This is a genomic window from Pseudomonas sp. MS19 (assembly GCF_013277615.1).
GTDB lineage: Bacteria > Pseudomonadota > Gammaproteobacteria > Pseudomonadales > Pseudomonadaceae > Aquipseudomonas > Aquipseudomonas marincola.
In genome coordinates, this window is sequence record NZ_VBTO01000003.1 from 1 (window position 1) to 17,024 (window position 17,024).

The 17,024-nt window shown below is 58.3% G+C and carries 17 protein-coding genes; 3 read left to right on the plus strand and 14 right to left on the minus strand.

Features of this window, described 5'->3' with window-relative positions; genetic code table 11:
• Positions 1–96: 96 nt before the first annotated feature.
• The 11 genes from FEZ62_RS00545 to FEZ62_RS00595 form a co-directional block, all read right to left on the minus strand.
• Positions 97–420 carry a DUF3392 domain-containing protein gene (locus tag FEZ62_RS00545; protein WP_069902437.1) on the minus strand — a complete coding sequence of 108 codons (324 nt, stop codon included), beginning with the start codon at positions 418–420 and terminating at the stop codon, positions 97–99.
• Between the two features lie 38 nt (positions 421–458).
• Complete coding sequence (gene hemW, locus FEZ62_RS00550; RefSeq protein WP_172926483.1) at positions 459–1,649, minus strand: radical SAM family heme chaperone HemW; 1,191 nt, start codon at positions 1,647–1,649, stop codon at positions 459–461.
• Positions 1,646–2,239 (minus strand): RdgB/HAM1 family non-canonical purine NTP pyrophosphatase, encoded by a 594-nt coding sequence (gene rdgB, locus FEZ62_RS00555; protein WP_150548182.1) that lies wholly within the window; start codon positions 2,237–2,239, stop codon positions 1,646–1,648. Before rdgB ends, hemW begins: the two co-directional genes overlap by 4 nt.
• Complete coding sequence (locus FEZ62_RS00560) at positions 2,236–2,655, minus strand: DUF4426 domain-containing protein (protein ID WP_069902440.1); 420 nt, start codon at positions 2,653–2,655, stop codon at positions 2,236–2,238. Before FEZ62_RS00560 ends, rdgB begins: the two co-directional genes overlap by 4 nt.
• A 25-nt stretch (positions 2,656–2,680) precedes the next feature.
• On the minus strand, positions 2,681–3,301 hold the full coding sequence (metW, locus tag FEZ62_RS00565) for a methionine biosynthesis protein MetW (RefSeq protein ID WP_069902441.1): 621 nt from the start codon (positions 3,299–3,301) through the stop codon (positions 2,681–2,683).
• Positions 3,302–3,308: 7 nt separating this feature from the next.
• A complete protein-coding gene (locus FEZ62_RS00570; protein ID WP_069902442.1) occupies positions 3,309–4,448 on the minus strand; it encodes a homoserine O-acetyltransferase in 1,140 nt (379 codons plus the stop codon).
• 111 nt (positions 4,449–4,559) lie between these two features.
• The gene (locus FEZ62_RS00575) at positions 4,560–6,542 is read right to left on the minus strand and encodes a dynamin-like GTPase family protein (RefSeq protein ID WP_090513818.1); all 1,983 of its coding nucleotides are present in this window, start codon (positions 6,540–6,542) and stop codon (positions 4,560–4,562) included.
• A gap of 218 nt (positions 6,543–6,760) precedes the next feature.
• Complete coding sequence (locus tag FEZ62_RS00580) at positions 6,761–7,057, minus strand: DUF167 domain-containing protein (RefSeq protein WP_172926484.1); 297 nt, start codon at positions 7,055–7,057, stop codon at positions 6,761–6,763.
• Positions 7,057–7,647, minus strand: coding sequence for a YggT family protein (locus tag FEZ62_RS00585; RefSeq protein ID WP_172926485.1), 591 nt, complete (start codon positions 7,645–7,647; stop codon positions 7,057–7,059). The genes FEZ62_RS00580 and FEZ62_RS00585 overlap by 1 nt, the downstream gene beginning before the upstream one ends.
• A gap of 10 nt (positions 7,648–7,657) precedes the next feature.
• The gene (gene proC / locus FEZ62_RS00590) at positions 7,658–8,476 is read right to left on the minus strand and encodes a pyrroline-5-carboxylate reductase (protein ID WP_069902446.1); all 819 of its coding nucleotides are present in this window, start codon (positions 8,474–8,476) and stop codon (positions 7,658–7,660) included.
• A 115-nt stretch (positions 8,477–8,591) separates the two neighbouring features.
• Entirely contained in the window at positions 8,592–9,266 is a 675-nt protein-coding gene (locus FEZ62_RS00595) for a YggS family pyridoxal phosphate-dependent enzyme (protein WP_090513814.1), read from the minus strand.
• A gap of 63 nt (positions 9,267–9,329) precedes the next feature.
• Between FEZ62_RS00595 and FEZ62_RS00600 the strand changes: the two genes are divergently transcribed.
• The 3 genes from FEZ62_RS00600 (at position 9,330) to FEZ62_RS00610 (ending at position 12,221) form a co-directional block, all read left to right on the plus strand.
• A complete protein-coding gene (locus tag FEZ62_RS00600; protein WP_069902448.1) occupies positions 9,330–10,364 on the plus strand; it encodes a type IV pilus twitching motility protein PilT in 1,035 nt (344 codons plus the stop codon).
• 177 nt (positions 10,365–10,541) lie between these two features.
• Positions 10,542–11,687: a PilT/PilU family type 4a pilus ATPase gene (locus FEZ62_RS00605; RefSeq protein ID WP_069902449.1), complete on the plus strand. Its 1,146-nt coding sequence runs from the start codon at positions 10,542–10,544 to the stop codon at positions 11,685–11,687.
• Between the two features lie 135 nt (positions 11,688–11,822).
• Positions 11,823–12,221 (plus strand): TM2 domain-containing protein, encoded by a 399-nt coding sequence (locus tag FEZ62_RS00610; RefSeq protein ID WP_069902450.1) that lies wholly within the window; start codon positions 11,823–11,825, stop codon positions 12,219–12,221.
• Positions 12,222–12,287: 66 nt separating this feature from the next.
• Here FEZ62_RS00610 and egtB read toward each other — a convergent pair whose 3' ends face one another.
• The 3 genes from egtB to FEZ62_RS00625 all read right to left on the minus strand — a co-directional run bounded on the left by egtB (position 12,288) and on the right by FEZ62_RS00625 (position 17,024).
• Positions 12,288–14,441 (minus strand): ergothioneine biosynthesis protein EgtB, encoded by a 2,154-nt coding sequence (gene egtB, locus FEZ62_RS00615; RefSeq protein ID WP_172926486.1) that lies wholly within the window; start codon positions 14,439–14,441, stop codon positions 12,288–12,290.
• Positions 14,442–14,742: 301 nt separating this feature from the next.
• Complete coding sequence (locus tag FEZ62_RS00620; RefSeq protein WP_090513809.1) at positions 14,743–16,014, minus strand: dihydroorotase; 1,272 nt, start codon at positions 16,012–16,014, stop codon at positions 14,743–14,745.
• Complete coding sequence (locus FEZ62_RS00625; protein WP_069902453.1) at positions 16,014–17,024, minus strand: aspartate carbamoyltransferase catalytic subunit; 1,011 nt, start codon at positions 17,022–17,024, stop codon at positions 16,014–16,016. Before FEZ62_RS00625 ends, FEZ62_RS00620 begins: the two co-directional genes overlap by 1 nt.

A 17,024-nucleotide genomic window follows, 5' to 3' on the forward strand; every position in this document is an offset into this window, starting at 1 on the left:
ATGCATGCATTCAGGGCTTTTTGGTTTTAGCGTCTCTGATTCTTGATCGAGCAACTGAGTGGCGCAATTCCCAAACGGAACACGCTGGTTTGTTGCTTAGCTGCGGTCCGCAATTACACCGATCAAGAAGAACACCAACAGCAGCACCGGCGCCAACGTGTAGTTGTTGAACTGGCCAAGCCCCGCCGACAGATAAGGCGTGAGGTAAACGATGGCCATGCCGTATACCAGCGCGCAGACCAAAACGAAGATCAGTGTGCGGAAGATGAAGTTGAGGCCGCCGATGGTGCGCTGCACCCACGCATTGAGGCTGGGGCCGAACAGCACGAACAGGGTCGCCATGATTGCCAGCGAAATGTCGTACAAGTGGCCACGGCTCCAGCGCGAAAGTGTGGCGATCAGATCAAGTAGCAAATCCATGGAAGATCCTTAGAGCCAAGTGGCTCGTGAGCGGCCCATTAAGGCAAAAATTGTTGCAGCAAATCGTTGAGAAACAACTGGCCTTCGCGGGTGGCGACCAGTCGATTCGGCTCTGCTTTTAGTAGACCGCGTTTTTCCGCTTCTTGCCGTGCACTGGCGAGCAAACTCAGGGGTAAGCCGGTGCGGCGGGTGAACATTTCGCTGGCAGCGCCTTCGGTCAGGCGCAGCACGTTCATCAGAAACTCGAACGGTAACTCGTCTGGCTCAAGCACGCGGTGGCCGGCAGTGAACTGCTTGCCCGGGTTTAGATAGTCTTTTGGCAGGCGGGTTTTCCAACTGCGCGAAATAATTCCGTCCGGGCTGCTGGTCTTGGCGTGGGCGCCAGCGCCAATCCCGATAAAGTCACCGAAGGTCCAGTAATTGAGATTGTGGCGGGCCGCTTTGCCGGGCTGCGCATAGGCCGAAACCTCATACTGCGCATAGCCATGTTCGGCGAGCAGGGTTTGCCCGGCCTCCTGAATGTCCCACAGGGTGTCGTCTTCCGGCAGAGTGGGCGGCTGGTTCCAGAATACGGTGTTCGGCTCCAGCGTCAGTTGGTACCAGGACAAATGCGTAGGCTTTTGCGCGATAGCTGTACGCAGGTCGCTCAGGGCGTCATCGATCGACTGATCCGGCAGGCCGTGCATTAGGTCGAGGTTGAAGTTATCGAAGCCAGCAGCGCGCGCCATATCGGCGGCGCGGATGGCCTCATTACCGTCATGGATACGGCCCAGTGCTGCCAGTTTGGCTGACTGAAAGCTTTGCACGCCAATCGACAGGCGATTGATCCCGAGTTGCCGATAAGCCGAAAACTTGGCCTGCTCGAACGTTCCGGGGTTGGCTTCAAGGGTGATTTCGATGTCCGGCGCAAAGCGGATGCGCCGCTCGACACCTTCGAGCAAGCGGCCCAGGGCCTTGGCCGAAAACAGGCTGGGCGTGCCGCCGCCGAAAAATATCGAGCTGAGCGGGCGGCCATGCACATGCGCCAAATCCGCATCGAGGTCGGCGAGCAGGGCGTCGACGTATTCCTCTTCCGGCAGCGTTGGCGCCGCCGCGTGCGAGTTGAAGTCGCAGTACGGGCACTTCTTTACACACCACGGAATGTGGATGTACATCGCCAGAGGCGGCAGCTCGAAGCCGGCAGTCGTGTGGCGCACCCGATCAGTGATGATCGTGTTGCTTGCGCTCATAGCCCCAGCCGCTGTTTGAACAAGGCCATTGCGCGGGCGCGATGGCTCAGCTGGTTCTTGTCGGCAGGGCTGAGTTCTGCGCTTGAGCAGTGACGCTCGGCCACCCAGAACAACGGGTCGTAGCCAAAACCGTTGGCACCTTGCGGCTGGTGCAGAATACTGCCGTGCCACAGGCCTTCGCAGATAATTGGCAGCGGGTCATCGGCATGGCGTACCAGCGCCAGGCAGCAGACGAACTGGGCGCCGCGCTCGGCGTCGGGCACTTCACGCATCACCTCAAGCAGTTTGGCGTTGTTCGCCGCATCACCCTGGCCGTCGGCATAGCGCGCCGAATAAATACCGGGCGCGCCGCCGAGAAAGTCCACTGCCAGCCCCGAGTCGTCGGCCAGTGCCGGCAAGCCCGAGACGCGGGAGGCGTTGCGCGCCTTGAGAATGGCGTTCTCGATGAACGACAAGCCGGTTTCTTCAGGCTCGACGCTGCTGAATTCACCGACCGAACGCACCTGCACGGATTCGCCGAGCATGGCCTGGAGTTCTTTGAGCTTGCCGGCGTTATGGCTGGCAAGCACGAGTTGAGTGAGTTTGATCATTCGCCTGGATACAGTTCCTGGTTGAATTCGAAGCTGTTGGTCGCACCACCGCTGACACTGACATTAATGGTGAAACGCAGCATTTCCTGACTTTCCAGCGGGAACTGGGCGAGGTAATAAATCGCCTCACCCTCGTTAACGGCCTTGAAGCTCAGCGGGTAATCTTTACCCAGCAGATTCTTCATGGTGCCGCTGACGTTGGCCGTGGTGGCTTTGCCGGCCTTGAGCACGGCAATGTTCATCACGCCAAGTTTCTTGCTGCGGGTCAGGCCATTGGCCGCCGCAATGTCGGGCTGCAAATAACCCGAGGTGAAGGCGCTGTAGTGAACATCGAGATCACCGAAGGTTTTCTTTTGTTCGGCAAACGCGGGCAGGCTCAGGCACAGAGCAATGAGTAGAACAGCGAGGCGGCGCATGGGGCTCTCCTTGAAACGGTGTGGATCAGCGGTTTTGTCCGGCATTCATGGCGGTATGACCACTGACCCGATAGATACCAATCTCACCAAACAGATTAGGCCACATCCGGCTGGCCCAGCCATTGATGTGGTCGCGATCAACCGCCAGACGGTCGAGTACGGTGGCTTGCTGGCCACGGCACAGGCGCTCGAAATCTTCGAAGGTGCAGAAGTGAATGTTCGGGGTGTTGTACCAGGTGTACGGCAGGAAATCGGACACCGGCATGCGGCCTTTGCTGGCCAGATACCAGCGGCAGCGCCAATGACCGAAGTTGGGGAAGGTGATGATGCAGGTCTTACCGACGCGCAGCATCTCGCTGAGAATCCGGTCCGGGTAATGCACTGCTTGCAGCGCCTGAGTCATGACCACCACATCGAAGCTGTGATCGGCAAAGTTGCCCAGCCCCTTGTCGAGGTCTTGTTCGATGACGTTGACGCCCTTGCTTACGCACTCGGCAATGTTGTCCGCGTCGATTTCCAGACCGTAGCCGAATACTTGCTTGTTGGCCGTGAGCCACGCCAGCAGTTCGCCGTTGCCGCAGCCAAGGTCGAGCACGCGACTGCCCGCGGGAATCCAGTCCTGGATGATGTCCAGATCAGCTCTCATTTCGACCTCATACGGCAATTCGATTCATATAGCTGCTAAATGCTTGCAAATAACGCGGAATTGGCATCAGGAAGGCATCGTGGCCTTGCGGCGCGTCAACTTCCAGATAGCACACGTTTTTGCGTGAGGCGGTTAGCGCATCAACAATTTCGCGCGAGCGCGCTGGCGAGAAACGCCAGTCGGTGGTGAACGAGAACACCGCGAAGTCGGCTTTGGCCACTGCCAGCGTCTTGGCCAGATCGCCGTCGTGAGCAGCGGCAGGGTCGAAGTAGTCGAGCGCCTTGGTCATTAGCAGATAGGTGTTCGCGTCGAAACGCCCGGAGAACTCTTCGCCCTGATAGCGCAGGTAACTCTCGACCTGAAACTCGACGCTGTGGAAGTCGTAGTTGAGCTTCTCGCTCTTCAGGCCGCGACCAAATTTCTCGCCCATGGCGTCGTCAGACAAATAGGTGATGTGGCCGACCATGCGAGCCAGCATTAAGCCGCGCTTGGGAATCACGCCGTGTTCAAGAAAGTGCCCGCCGTGAAAATCCGGATCGGTCAAAATGGCCTGACGTGCGACTTCGTTGAACGCGATGTTCTGCGCCGAAAGCTTGGGCGCCGAAGCGATGGCCAAACAGTGACGCACGCGCTCGGGGTAGGTGATTGTCCACTGGATGGCCTGCATGCCGCCCAAGCTGCCGCCCACCACGGCTGCCCACTGCTCGATACCCAGCTCATCGGCCAGCCGCGCCTGGCTGTGGACCCAGCATTCCACGGTGAAGACCGGGAAGTCGGCGCCATAAGGCTTGCCCGTTGCCGGGTTGATGCTGCTGGGGCCGGTCGAGCCATTGCAGCCGCCGAGATTGTTCAGGCTGACCACGAAGAACTTATTGGTGTCGATGGCTTTGCCGGGGCCGATACAGCTGTCCCACCAACCGGGTTTACGGTCGTCGGGGCTGTGATAACCCGCGGCGTGATGGTGGCCAGACAAGGCGTGACAGATGAGCACCGCATTGCTGCGCTGAGCATTCAGCTCACCGTAGGTTTCATAAGTAATCTGGTACTCGGCCAGGTCACGCCCACAGGCGAGAGCCAAAGGTTCGGCAAAATGCATCACCTGGGGAGTCACCAAGCCAACAGAGTCTTGGGGGAAGGCAGTCGACATCGAGCCCGCTCGCGAAAAGTGAAGTGAAAAAGCAAGGGACGCAGTCTAAAGAGCGCCGCCCCGTGCGGCAAGCACGGGGCGGCAGGTGTTGCGCGGAGAAACTGTTACGACTTAATCGCGGGCGCCTTCGGTACGCAGCGAAGCCAGCAGATTTACCACTTTCTTTTGCCGCTGCACCGGCGCCGGACGGCGGAAAACCTTGAGCATGCCATTGGCCTGGCTGAGCTGGACCAGCAGTTCGCCGTGATAACGGCTGAGTTGCTCGCTGCGCTGGCGATTCAATTGGGTTTCCTGCGCCAGCGACTTGAGTTTGAGCATGTGCGTTTCGAGCAATTGCTTGTGCTCAAGGGTGTGCTGCATCAGTGGCATCAAGGCATCGTTGGCCCATTGTTCGGCATCCTGGCGCAAACGCTGGTGCAGCCCGATGACTTCCTGGGCGAGGGTGGCAAAGAAGCGGCGCGCCAGCACACCTTGCTCGGTGAGCAGGGTTTTCAGCTGCAGGCGGAATTGGTCGGCCTGTTCGCGCAGTTGCTTGAGATCACGCAGATGGCGGTTGATGTTGAACTGCGGCGCATCCACACAATGCAGCGGATTCTCTTCGTTATGCCGACGGTAGATAGCAGCAACCATAGTGTTGGCCATTTCCGCTTCATCGGCCAGGTGCTGCAAGTCTTCATCAATGCTGGCGAAGAAGTTGGTAATCGCCTGGTTGATACCAATGGTGGTCCAACTGCCGGTGAGGTTCTTGCGCACCACTTCGAGGTGGCCTTCTAACCGCTCCGGGCGAATAGCCTCGCGCAGCAGGTCGCCCTGACGCTTGAGCAGGCGCTGGTTGGTTTTCAGGCCAAGCAGGCGCTTGTGATGGAGGTTGTGCTCTTCTTTGGTCTTGGCTGTCAGTTCGAACAGCGTCTGGCCGTTGTCCTGATGACTGTTGCTGAGCAACTCTTTCTGCGCGGTGACCTGCTGCAGCCGCTGGTTGAGCATGTTCTGGCTGCCTTTGAGCAAGTCCAGCACCTGCATCACCACGTGGTCTTCGATCAGCCGCTCTTTTTGCAGCACGATGCGCTCGCAGAGCAGGTCTTCGAGTCCGCTGATCTGGCTGCGGGCGAGTAACTCGGGATCGTGGCGCACTTTGGCCAGTAGCGCCTGTTTCGCTGAAATAGGCAGCACATCGGCTGTTTTCAGGCCCAGCTGGCTGGCGGTTGTTTGCTGGATGCGATGAATGCTTTCCTGCACAAATGCCTCGCCGGCGAGATCGTCCCAGAGCACGTCAATCTTGTTCAGAACGGCGAGCAGGCTGGTGTGGTCCGGGTCATCCAGTTGCAGAATATGCTGCTTCCAGATTTCCATGTCACTGGCGGTAACGCCGGTGTCGGCAGACAACAGGAAGATGATTGCCTGAGCGTTGGGCAACATCGACAGGGTCAGTTCGGGTTCGCTGCCCAGCGCATTCAAGCCCGGTGTATCAAGGATACGCAGCCCTTGGCGCAGCAGGGGGTGGTCGATATTGACCAGCGCATGGCGCCATGCCGGAACCATCACCTGGCCGGGTTTGCCGGTGCTTTCAAGCATTTCCGGGTAGAAGCCGAGCTGGATTGCCTGCTCGACCTGCATGGGCTTGGTGCGGGCAACCTGCGCGAAAGCCTCGACCATGTTGTCCGGATCGCTTGGATCCAGTGCGATGTTCAGCCATTGCTCAGGCGCGCGTTTGAATTGGGAAATGCTGGCATCGGCGCTGCGCGTTTCTATCGGCAGCAAGCGGATATAACTGTGCTCGGAGCGCGGGTCGAAAAACAGCTCGGTGGGGCACATGGTTGTGCGCCCGACCTGCGAGGGCAGCATGCGCTGGCCATAGTCGGAGAAGAACAGGCTGTTGATCAGCTCGGTCTTGCCGCGCGAGAACTCGCCCACAAACGCCAGCGTTATGTGGTCGGTGCGCAGCAAATGCATCGCGCGTTCAAGCTTTTTATCGAGGGCTTCCGAGCCCAGCCGGTTGGAGATCAACCAGCTGCGGTAGCGGGTAATTTCGCGCATCAACTCGCGTTTCCAGGTGACGTAGGCGTCGACCTGTTGGCTGAGACGTTCCATGCTCATTCATCGTTCCTCACATACAAACACGCGCCGGCATGCTCATGAACATGGGATAGCCGTGTTTCTGGCCCGCTATTACCACCCAGATACTACTGGGGTGGAGCCCTTTCAACCGTTTCCGGTAATGAGACTCAATGCTTGTTGATAATCGGATACTGGCATTATGCCGCAGATGCGCCCGGCGTCAATAAACTCAAGCAAGCTACCTCACTAAAGGTTTGTCACTTATCGGAACGATTAAGTTCTATACCGTTCGGCAGTTTTTGCGGGTTCACAATTCGTACGCGCTTTTTTCGGCTCTGTTGGCCACTTTCCAAGCAAACTTGGCGTTTACTCACAGCAAATGCACCTGCCAGAAAAGCTAGCAGATGGGCGTTGGCTTTGCCTTCTGTTGGCGGGGCGGTGAGGCGAATTTTTAATCTGTCGCCGTGCAGCCCGGCAAACTCGTCGGAGCTTGCGTTGGGCTGCAGGTGACAATTGAGGATCAGATCGTCACCGTCCCAGCGATAGAAACTCATCAGATGGCCATGCTGAGGCCTTGCAGCATGCCGGTCATAACCGCGAGATTGCGGATCACCAGCATGTCGATCAGGTTAAGCACCAGAAACGCCAGAATCGGCGAAAGATCGAGACCGCCAAGATTCGGCAGGATCTTGCGAAACGGCATCAGCAGGGGCTCGCAGATCTGGTTGACCAGAATTACTGCCGGGTTGCTGCTGCCTTGGGCAACCCACGACAGGATCACGCTGATAATCAGGGCAAAGAAGAACACCTTGATGAACAGTGCGGTCACGCCAATGATCGACCAGACCAGCAATTGCAACGGGTTGCCAACGCCGTAACCCATCAGCATCAGGGTCAGTGCCATCAGCGCCAGTTGCACCAGAATCGCCAGTACCAGCGACGCCAGGTCGAGGCCGGCAAAGCTTGGGATAATCCGGCGCAGCGGTTTCAGCAGAGGCTGGGTTGCGCGCACGATGAACTGGCTGATGGGGTTGTAGAAGTCAGCCCGAACCAATTGCAGAATGAAACGCAGCAGCACGATCAACAAGTAAAAGCTGCCGATGGTTTGCAGTACATACACGGCAGCGGTGTTCAATCCGATCATCATGATCTCCTTATTTGCCCAGTTGCTCGGCCAGTTCAGCGGAGCGCTGGGCGGCGGCGTTTAATGCAGCATCGACCAGGGCTTCAAAGCCGCCAGCCTGGAAGGTTTTGATAGCAGCCTCTGTGGTGCCAGCCGGTGATGTTACCCGGCGGCGCAACTCAGCGGCATCCACGTCGCTGGCAATGGCCATTTGCGCGGCGCCCAGTGCGGTTTGCTGGGTGAGCTTTTCTGCGGTTTCACGCGGCAGGCCGAGTTTTTCGCCGGCAGCAGTCATGGCTTCGATGAGCAGGAAGAAATACGCCGGCCCGCTGCCTGAAACGGCGGTGACTGCGTCAATCAGGTGTTCCTCATCCAGCCACAGGGCCAGGCCAACGGCGCTGAGCAATTGCTCGGCTTGCTGGCGTTGCTCGGCGCTGACCTGCGGGTTGGCGTACAGGCCGCTAACGCCCTGACGCAGCAAGGCCGGGGTGTTGGGCATGCAGCGCACAATGGCGCGCTCGCCCAGCCAGTTGGCAAGGCTTGCACTGCTGATACCGGCTGCGATCGAGACAATCAACTGACCGTCCTTTATATGCGGCGCGAGATCCAGACACACTTCTTTCATGGCCTGCGGTTTGATCGACAGCACAATCACGTCGACCCCGTTGATGGCCTCGGCATTGCTGGCAAACACATCGATGCCGTATTGCGCGCTGATTTTTTCGCGTTGCTCGGCGCCGCGATCACTGGCGCGGATCGACTCGGCGCCAACGCCTTGAGCACGCATCCCGCCGATCAGGCTGGCTGCCATGTTGCCGGCACCAATAAAGGCAATGCGAGGAGTGGTCATAACGGGGTCCTTAGCTATTTAGAATGAAGCACATTACTAGATGAGGCGGCCGTGAGCATTTTTCAATGCAACAAGTGCCCAGTAAGGTCGGCGAACTCTGCGTGTGCGGCCACCTTTATGAATAGTCGCGGGCGCCAAACAGCGCCGTGCCGATGCGCACCCACGTTGCGCCCTGAGCAATGGCCGCTTCGAGGTCGTGGCTCATGCCAATCGACAAGGTGTCGAGGCCCAATTGCTGTTGCAGGTTTTGAACGATAGCGAATGCTGCGCGCTGCTCGCTTTGATCATCGGTGGGTTCGGGAATGGCCATTAACCCGCGCAGCTTCAGGTTGGGCAACTGTTGCACCGCTGCAGCCAGTGCCGGCAATTGTTCTGCCGTGCAACCGGATTTACTCGCTTCACCGCTGACATTCACCTGCAGGCAGATATTCAGCGGCGGCAATGAGGCTGGGCGCTGCTCCGAGAGGCGCTGCGCGATCTTCAGGCGGTCTACCGAATGCACCCAACTGAAGTGCTCGGCAATCGCGCGGGTCTTGTTCGACTGGATAGGGCCGATGAAATGCCAAGTTAGGGGCAGATCGGCTAGTTCCTGCTGTTTTTCGAGCGCCTCTTGCAAGTAGTTCTCGCCAACGTGCCCGACACCCGCTAAATAAGCTTCACGGATGGCAGCGGCAGGTTTGGTTTTGCTCACTGCGAGCAGGCCAATGGAGGTGGATTCGCGGCCTGCAGCTTGCGCTGCCTCACGAATGCGAGCTCCGACCTTTGCAATATTCTCTGCTATCGTGGACATTATTCTCGCTCTATCGCCCGTGCGTTCTACGTTCACGGCATTCTACCGTCATTAGGGAGTCCTATGGATATCACTGAGCTGCTCGCCTTCAGTGCCAAGCAAGGTGCGTCGGACCTGCACCTCTCTGCTGGTTTGCCGCCGATGATTCGGGTTGATGGCGATGTTCGCCGCATCAATCTGCCGGCGCTGGATCACAAGCAAGTGCATGCGCTGATCTACGACATCATGAACGACAAGCAGCGCAAGGACTTCGAAGAGTTTCTGGAAACGGACTTCTCCTTTGAAGTGCCGGGCGTTGCTCGTTTCCGGGTTAACGCATTCAACCAGAATCGCGGTTCGGGCGCAGTATTCCGGACGATTCCGTCGCGGGTTCTGACTATGGAAGACCTTGGCATGGGTGAGGTGTTCCGCAAGATCACCGACGTGCCGCGCGGTCTGGTGCTGGTTACGGGGCCAACCGGTTCGGGTAAATCGACCACGCTGGCGGCGATGCTCGACTACCTCAACACCACCAAGTACCAACATATTCTGACCATCGAAGACCCGATCGAATTCGTTCACGAGTCGAAGAAGTGTCTGGTCAACCAACGTGAAGTTCACCGTGACACGCTTGGCTTCTCTGAAGCATTGCGCTCGGCGCTGCGTGAAGACCCGGATATCATTCTTGTCGGCGAATTGCGCGATCTGGAAACCATTCGCTTGGCCCTGACCGCTGCTGAAACCGGCCACCTGGTGTTCGGTACGCTGCACACCACCTCTGCTGCCAAGACCATCGACCGTGTGGTTGACGTGTTTCCGGCGGAAGAGAAGTCGATGGTTCGCTCGATGCTTTCCGAATCATTGCAGGCTGTGATTTCGCAAACCCTGCTGAAGAAAATCGGCGGTGGCCGTGTTGCCGCCCACGAAATCATGATCGGCACGCCGGCGATTCGTAACCTGATCCGTGAAGACAAGGTTGCGCAGATGTATTCCGCCATCCAGACCGGTGGCTCGCTGGGCATGCAAACTCTGGATTCATGCCTGAAAACCCTGGTCAGCAAAGGCCTGATCGGCCGAGACATGGCCAAAGAGAAGGCTAAAAACCCAGAGAACTTCTAGCTTGGCAACCGCCGCCGCAAGGCGCGCGTTGCACCGCTGGAATGTCGGCAGCTTAGCCGCCGACCGAAACAACACGCAGCAACGAGGCGGTCGCAAGGCTGCCTCGCTGGATAAATGGTAATGAACGTGCCAGCGGCAGTCGGCTGCAGGTGCAATCTGGTGTAAGGCGAGAGACCCATGGACTTTGAAAAACTATTACGTCTGATGGTCGAAAAGGGCGGCTCCGATCTTTTCATTACAGCCGGTATTCCGCCATCGATGAAGGTCAATGGCAAAATCTTGCCGATCACCAAAACGCCGATGTCACCCGAGCAAACCCGTGAAACAGTGCACGCGGTCATGAATGACCAGCAGCGCCGTGACTTTGCCGAGAACCATGAGTGCAACTTTGCAATCAGCGCTCGCGGAATCGGGCGTTTCCGGGTGAGTGCCTTCTACCAGCGCAACCTGGCTGGCATGGTGCTACGCCGCATCGAAACCAACATCCCTACGCTCGAAGAGTTGAAACTGCCGGAAGTGCTGAAAAAACTGGCCCTGACCAAGCGCGGTCTGGTGTTGTTTGTGGGCGCTACCGGTACCGGTAAATCGACCTCGCTGGCGGCGATGATTGGTTATCGCAACAAGAACAGCAGCGGCCACATCATTTCCATCGAAGACCCGATCGAATTCATTCACCAGCACCAGAATTGCATCGTCACTCAGCGCGAAGTCGGCATCGATACAGAATCGTTCGAAGTGGCGCTGAAAAACACCCTGCGCCAGGCACCGGATGTGATCTTGATTGGTGAGGTGCGCTCGCGTGAGACCATGGATCACGCCGTCGCATTCGCCGAAACCGGCCACCTGTGTCTGGCCACATTGCACGCCAACAACGCCAACCAGGCGCTGGACCGGATTATCAACTTCTTCCCGGCAGACCGGCAAAGCCAGGTCTGGATGGACCTGTCGCTTAACCTCAAAGCCATTGTCGCCCAGCAATTGATCCCGACACCGGACGGCAAAGGCCGCCGCGCGGTGATTGAAGTGCTGATCAATACGCCGCTGGCAGCCGACCTGATCCGCAAGGGCGAAGTGCATCAGCTCAAGGAGTTGATGAAGCGTTCTTCGGAGCAGGGCATGCAGACGTTCGATCAGGCTCTGTACAAACTCTACAGCGACGGTGAAATCACTTACGAAAACGCCTTGGCCTATGCCGACTCGGCGAACGACTTGCGCCTGATGATCAAGCTGGCTTCCGAGGGGGACGGCGATCATTTGTCGAGTCTCACCGAAGGCTTGTCGCTTGAAGTCAGTACCGATGATCCGGGCCGTCGCTTTCGCTGATTCGCGTTAGCCGCTGGTTTTCAGACCGCTCGCTCTGTGCGCATGGGGCGGGCGTTTAGCGGGGGCCAGATTTGGGTTTGCGGCGGTTCTCGCGTAGATTGTTGTTCAGGATAATCATGCCAGCAGGAGGCATTCATGCAGCAACAAGACACGCACAGCAAGACAATCGGCTACCTGTTGTGGATCTTCGGTTTTCTCGGCGCGCACCGTTTCTATTACGGCAAGCCGGTCACCGGAACCATCTGGTTTCTGACATTTGGCCTGTTGTTTGTTGGGTGGATCATTGACCTGTTCCTGATCCCGTCGATGGACAAGGAAGCCGACTTGCGATTTACCGCAGGGGAAACCGATTACACCGTCTCGTGGATTCTGCTGACCTTCCTCGGGGTCTTCGGTGTGCACCGCATGTACATGGGCAAATGGATCACCGGGATCATCTATCTGTGCACAGGTGGCTTGTTTCTCATCGGGGTGTTGTATGACTTCTGGACGCTGAATACCCAGATCACCCTGAAAAACTCCGAGCGCAGCTGATTCCCGCGTTCCATTGAGCTAATCAAACCCCGCTGAATCAGCGGGGTTTTTTGTTTAAGCGCGCAACTACGGCTGCTGAGTCAAGCGCATCAGACCGACTTCGGGTTCTGCGCTTATCCAGTGCTGGCTCACGGTCCAGCCTGCTTCGGCGGCCATTGCGCTGAAGGACTCAAGGGTGAATTTATGTGAGCACTCGGTATGCAGGCGCTCATTTTTAGAGAAGATGTAGCGTTGACCGGCTATTTCCACGCACTGATCGATAAGGCTTTGCAGGTGCATTTCCATGCGCTGGTGTTCGGGGTTCCACAGCGCAACGTGGGCAAAGTTTTCCAGGCAGAAATTGGCGCCCAGTTCACGGTTAATGCGGGTCAGCAGGTTTTTATTGAAAGCCGCCGTCACGCCGCCAGCGTCGTCATAGGCTGCCTCAAGTATGTGGCGGTCTTTGACCATATCCACGCCGACAATGAATTGCCCGTTAGCACCCAGCAGGCGTTTTGCCGACTTGAGAAATTCAATCGCCTGACTGCGAGTGAAGTTGCCGATGGTTGAGCCGGGGAAGAACCCGACTTTGGCCATTGCGGCTACTTGTTCTGGTAACTCGACCGGCTCGGTGAAGTCTCCCGTTTGGGCGATTACCGGCAGGTCCGGGTAGCGCTTATTAAGGCGTTGGGTCGCATGTTCAAGTGCATCGGGGCAAATGTCGATGGGAACATAAGCGCCCAGTTGCGGCGTTGCATCCAGCACCAGACAGGTCTTTTCGCTGGCGCCGCTGCCGAATTCAATCAACGCGCTGCCGCTGGCAATGGTGGTTGATATTTGCTCAGCAATCTCGCTCAGTAGTCGCGTCTCGGCGCGGGTGGGGTAGTACTCGGGTGTTTTACAAATCGCCTCGAATAGCGCGGAGCCCTTGGCGTCATAAAAATATTTAGGTGAAAGCGCTTTGGGTTTTGCGCTGAGCCCCTGTTGTACGTCGCGCAAGAACTCGTTATTGGGTTTTGTGTGTCGCTGGTGGGGTTGAATATCCCGGGCCAATCGCAGCCCCGACAACATCCAGCGCTTATCGGCATGGAAGAAGTTGCGATAGCTCAAGCGCGTATGGCCGGGGCTGCTGAACGCGCTGCCGCCCCGTAAAACCATCTGGTTGATCATGAACTTGCCGTTGTATTCGCCCACAGCGCCAGGGGCCGGATTAAAGCCGGGATAGGCGCTGTAATGGCTTTGCGTCCACTGCCAAGCGACGTCATCCACTTGTTGCAACATGCCCGCCTGGGCGGCTACTTCCCATTCTGCTTCAGTCGGGAGGCGGGCGTTGACCCAGCAGGCGAAGGCGGTCGCTTCGTGGTAGCTGATGTGCGTCACGGCGTCGTCCGGATTAATGGGCTGCATGCCCCTTAAAGTCATCTGGCTCCAGCCGTGCTCATCGTGATGCCAGTACAGCGGGGCTTTCCAGCCTTGGCTTTGCACGCAATCCCAGCCTTCTGAGAGCCACAAATCCACTTGCTGGTAGCCGCCGTCCGCGATAAATGCCAGCCATTCACCGTTTGTCACCAGCCGGTCACTGATCTCGAAGGGCTGTAAGTACGTGGTGTGGCGCGGGCTTTCATTGTCGAAGGCAAAGGCGTCATCGGTGTGGCCAATATCCAGAAGGCCGCCAATGTGTTGTTTGAAACGCCCGGGGCCGGCGCGGGTGGGCTCTGGCCACTGCGGGTTATAGGCGGGTTTGAGGGGCGAGGTGTTGAACAGGTGGAGTATGTCCATGAGCAGCAGTTCCTGGTGCTGCTCCTCGTGTGCCAGCCCGAGTTCAACTAACTGGCGCGTGGCGTCATCGAGTGAGGTTTGCAGCAGAACGCTCATTTGCCTGTCGACATGTTTGCGGTAGGCAATGACTTCGCTGATGGCGGGGCGGGTCAGCAAGCCGCGATGGGGCCTGGGATGGCGGGGGCCGACGGCTTCGTAATAGGAGTTGAACAGGTAGCAGAAGGTGTCATCGAAAATCTTGTAGCCTTTGAGCTGCGGGCTGAGCAGAAAGGTTTCGAAGAACCAGCTGGTATGGGCGATGTGCCATTTACTCGGGCTGGCATCAGGCATGGATTGCACAACCATGTCTTCCGGCTCCAGCGGGGCGATCAGGGTTTCGGTTCGGCGCCTGACCTGCAGGTAATAGTCGAGTAGCGCATTGGGGGCTGGCTTTGGGGTCAGTACTCTTAATGTGCTGCTCATCAACTATCTGCTCCGTGCTGCGGCTAGAGGGAAGAACTGTTGAGGCGGGCCGAGCGGCGGTGTTACCGCGTTTAGGCCTATCTTTTATGTTGTTGTCTGCCTGATGCTCAATGATTAAGCGTAATTCACGACAGTTTTATGTCTGACGCAGATTTGTTCAGAGAGTTCGATGTTGCGACGGCTGGCATCAAACTTAGCGTGTAGGCGGGTTTGGCAAATAAGACGATTTGCCGGGGAGATAAAAGCAGAAACCCACTCGGGAGTGGGTTTCTGGTGTGCGCAGAGGTTGGAAGCGTAAGGCTTACGCCTGATAGCTGATGTGCCCGTCTACCAGCGTGTAGCGCACGGCGCTCGGCAGGCAGTGGCCCATGAACGGGCTGTTGGCGCCTTTGGAGAACCACGTATCACCGGCCAGTGTTGAGGCGTTCGGGTCGAACAGCAGAACATCGGCGGGTTCACCGGCGGCCAGCCTGCCTGCTGGCAGGCCAAGCGCCTGCGCCGGACCGCTGCTGAGGCGGGCGATCAGCTCTGGCAGTTCCAACACGCCGTCCTGCACCAGGCTCATGGCCAGTGGCAGCATCAGCTGCACGCTGCTGATGCCCGGTTCGGTGGCGGCAAACGGTGCGCGTTTGGCGTCGGCTTCGTGCGGCTGGTGATGGCTGGCGATGGCTTGAATGGTGCCGTCCTTGACCGCCTGACGCAGGCCGTCGCGGTCTGCACGGGTGCGCAGTGGCGGCATAACGTGATACAGGCTGGAGAAGCCGAGCAGCGAATCGTCAGTCAGAATCAGCTGGTACAACGCCACGTCGGCCGTCACTTTGAGGCCGCGCGCTTGTGCTTCGGCAATCAACTGGGCGCCACGGGCGCTGGTCAGTTGGCTGAAATGCGCGCGTACGCCGGTTTGTTCGACCAGCAACAAGTTGCGGGCGAGGGCTACGGTTTCAGCGGACTCCGGGATACCGACCAAACCGAGGAAGCTGGCGGTCGGGCCTTCGTGGGCGAGGCCGCCTTCTGCCAGATCGTGATCCTGCGAGTGGAAAATCACCGTCAGGTCGAAGGTGGCGGCATATTCCATGGCGCGGCGCAGGGTGCGGTTGTTGCGGAAGCAATCCAGGCCGTTGCTGAATGCCACGCAACCGGCATCACGAAGGGCAACCAGTTCGGCCAGTTGCTCGCCTTCGAGGCCTTTGCTCAGCGCGCCGACCGGGAAGACCTTGGTGTGGCCCGCTTCACGTGCGCGTTCGAGAATCATCTCGGCGACTGCCGGTGTGTCCAGAATCGGCTTGGTGAAGGGCGGGCAGCACAGGCTGGTAACGCCGCCCGCAGCCGCCGCCAGGGTTTCGCTGGCAATGCTGCCTTTGCGGCTGTAGCCGGGTTCGCGCAGCGCTGCGTTAAGGTCAACCAGGCCCGGTGTTGCTATCAGGCCATCAGCCTCGATGGTTTGTTCGGCGTCGAAACCTGCGGGCGCATCACCGATGGCTGCGATCTTGCCGCCTTCGATGTAGATATCGCTGATTTGGTCCAGGCCGCTGTTGGGGTCAATTACGCGGGCGCCGAGGATACGGGTACGCATCAGTTCTGCTCCTCGCTTTCTTGATCAAGTAGTCGCTGGGTTTTCTGGCCGCTCATGGCCATTGAGAGCACGGCCATGCGGATGGCGATGCCGTAAGTGACCTGATTGAGAATCACCGACTGCGGGCCGTCGGCCACCGCCGATTCAATTTCAACGCCACGGTTGATCGGCCCCGGGTGCATGACCAGCGCATCGGGTTTGGCCAGCTTGAGGCGCTGCTCGGTAAGGCCGAACAGGCGATAGAACTCACCTTCGCTCGGCAACAGGCCGCCCTGCATGCGCTCGCGTTGCAGGCGCAGCATGATCACCACGTCGACATCTTTGAGGCCGGTGGCCATGTCGCTGTAGGTCGTCACGCCGTATTGCTCGATGCCAACCGGCAGCAAGGTTTTCGGCGCAATCACGCGAATATCCGGGCAGCCCAGGGTTTTCAGCGCGAGCATGTTCGAACGCGCAACACGCGAGTGCAGGATGTCGCCGACGATGGCAACCGAGAGATTCTCGAAGCTGCCCTTATGCCGGCGAATCGTCAGCATGTCGAGCATTGCTTGCGTCGGGTGGGCGTGTCGGCCGTCGCCGCCGTTGATGATGGCGACGTTGGGGCACACGTGCTCGGCAATGAAGTGCGCCGCGCCGGAATCGCTGTGGCGCACCACGAACATGTCAGCCGCCATCGCCTCAAGGTTGCGCAGGGTGTCGAAAAGCGACTCGCCCTTGCTGGTTGATGAGGTCGATACGTTGAGGCTGATGACGTCGGCAGACAAGCGCTGCGCCGCCAGCTCAAAGGTGGTGCGGGTACGTGTCGAGTTCTCGAAGAATACGTTGCACACGGTCTTGCCGCGCAGCAGCGGAACCTTCTTTACAGCGCGGTCGCCCACTTCGAGGAACGAGTCGGCGGTATCGAGAATTTCTGTCAGCAGTTCGCGGGGCAAGCCGTCGATGGACAAAAAGTGCTGCAACTGACCGTTGTCATTCAGTTGCAGGGAGCGCTTGGCGTCTAGGGGCGTCAT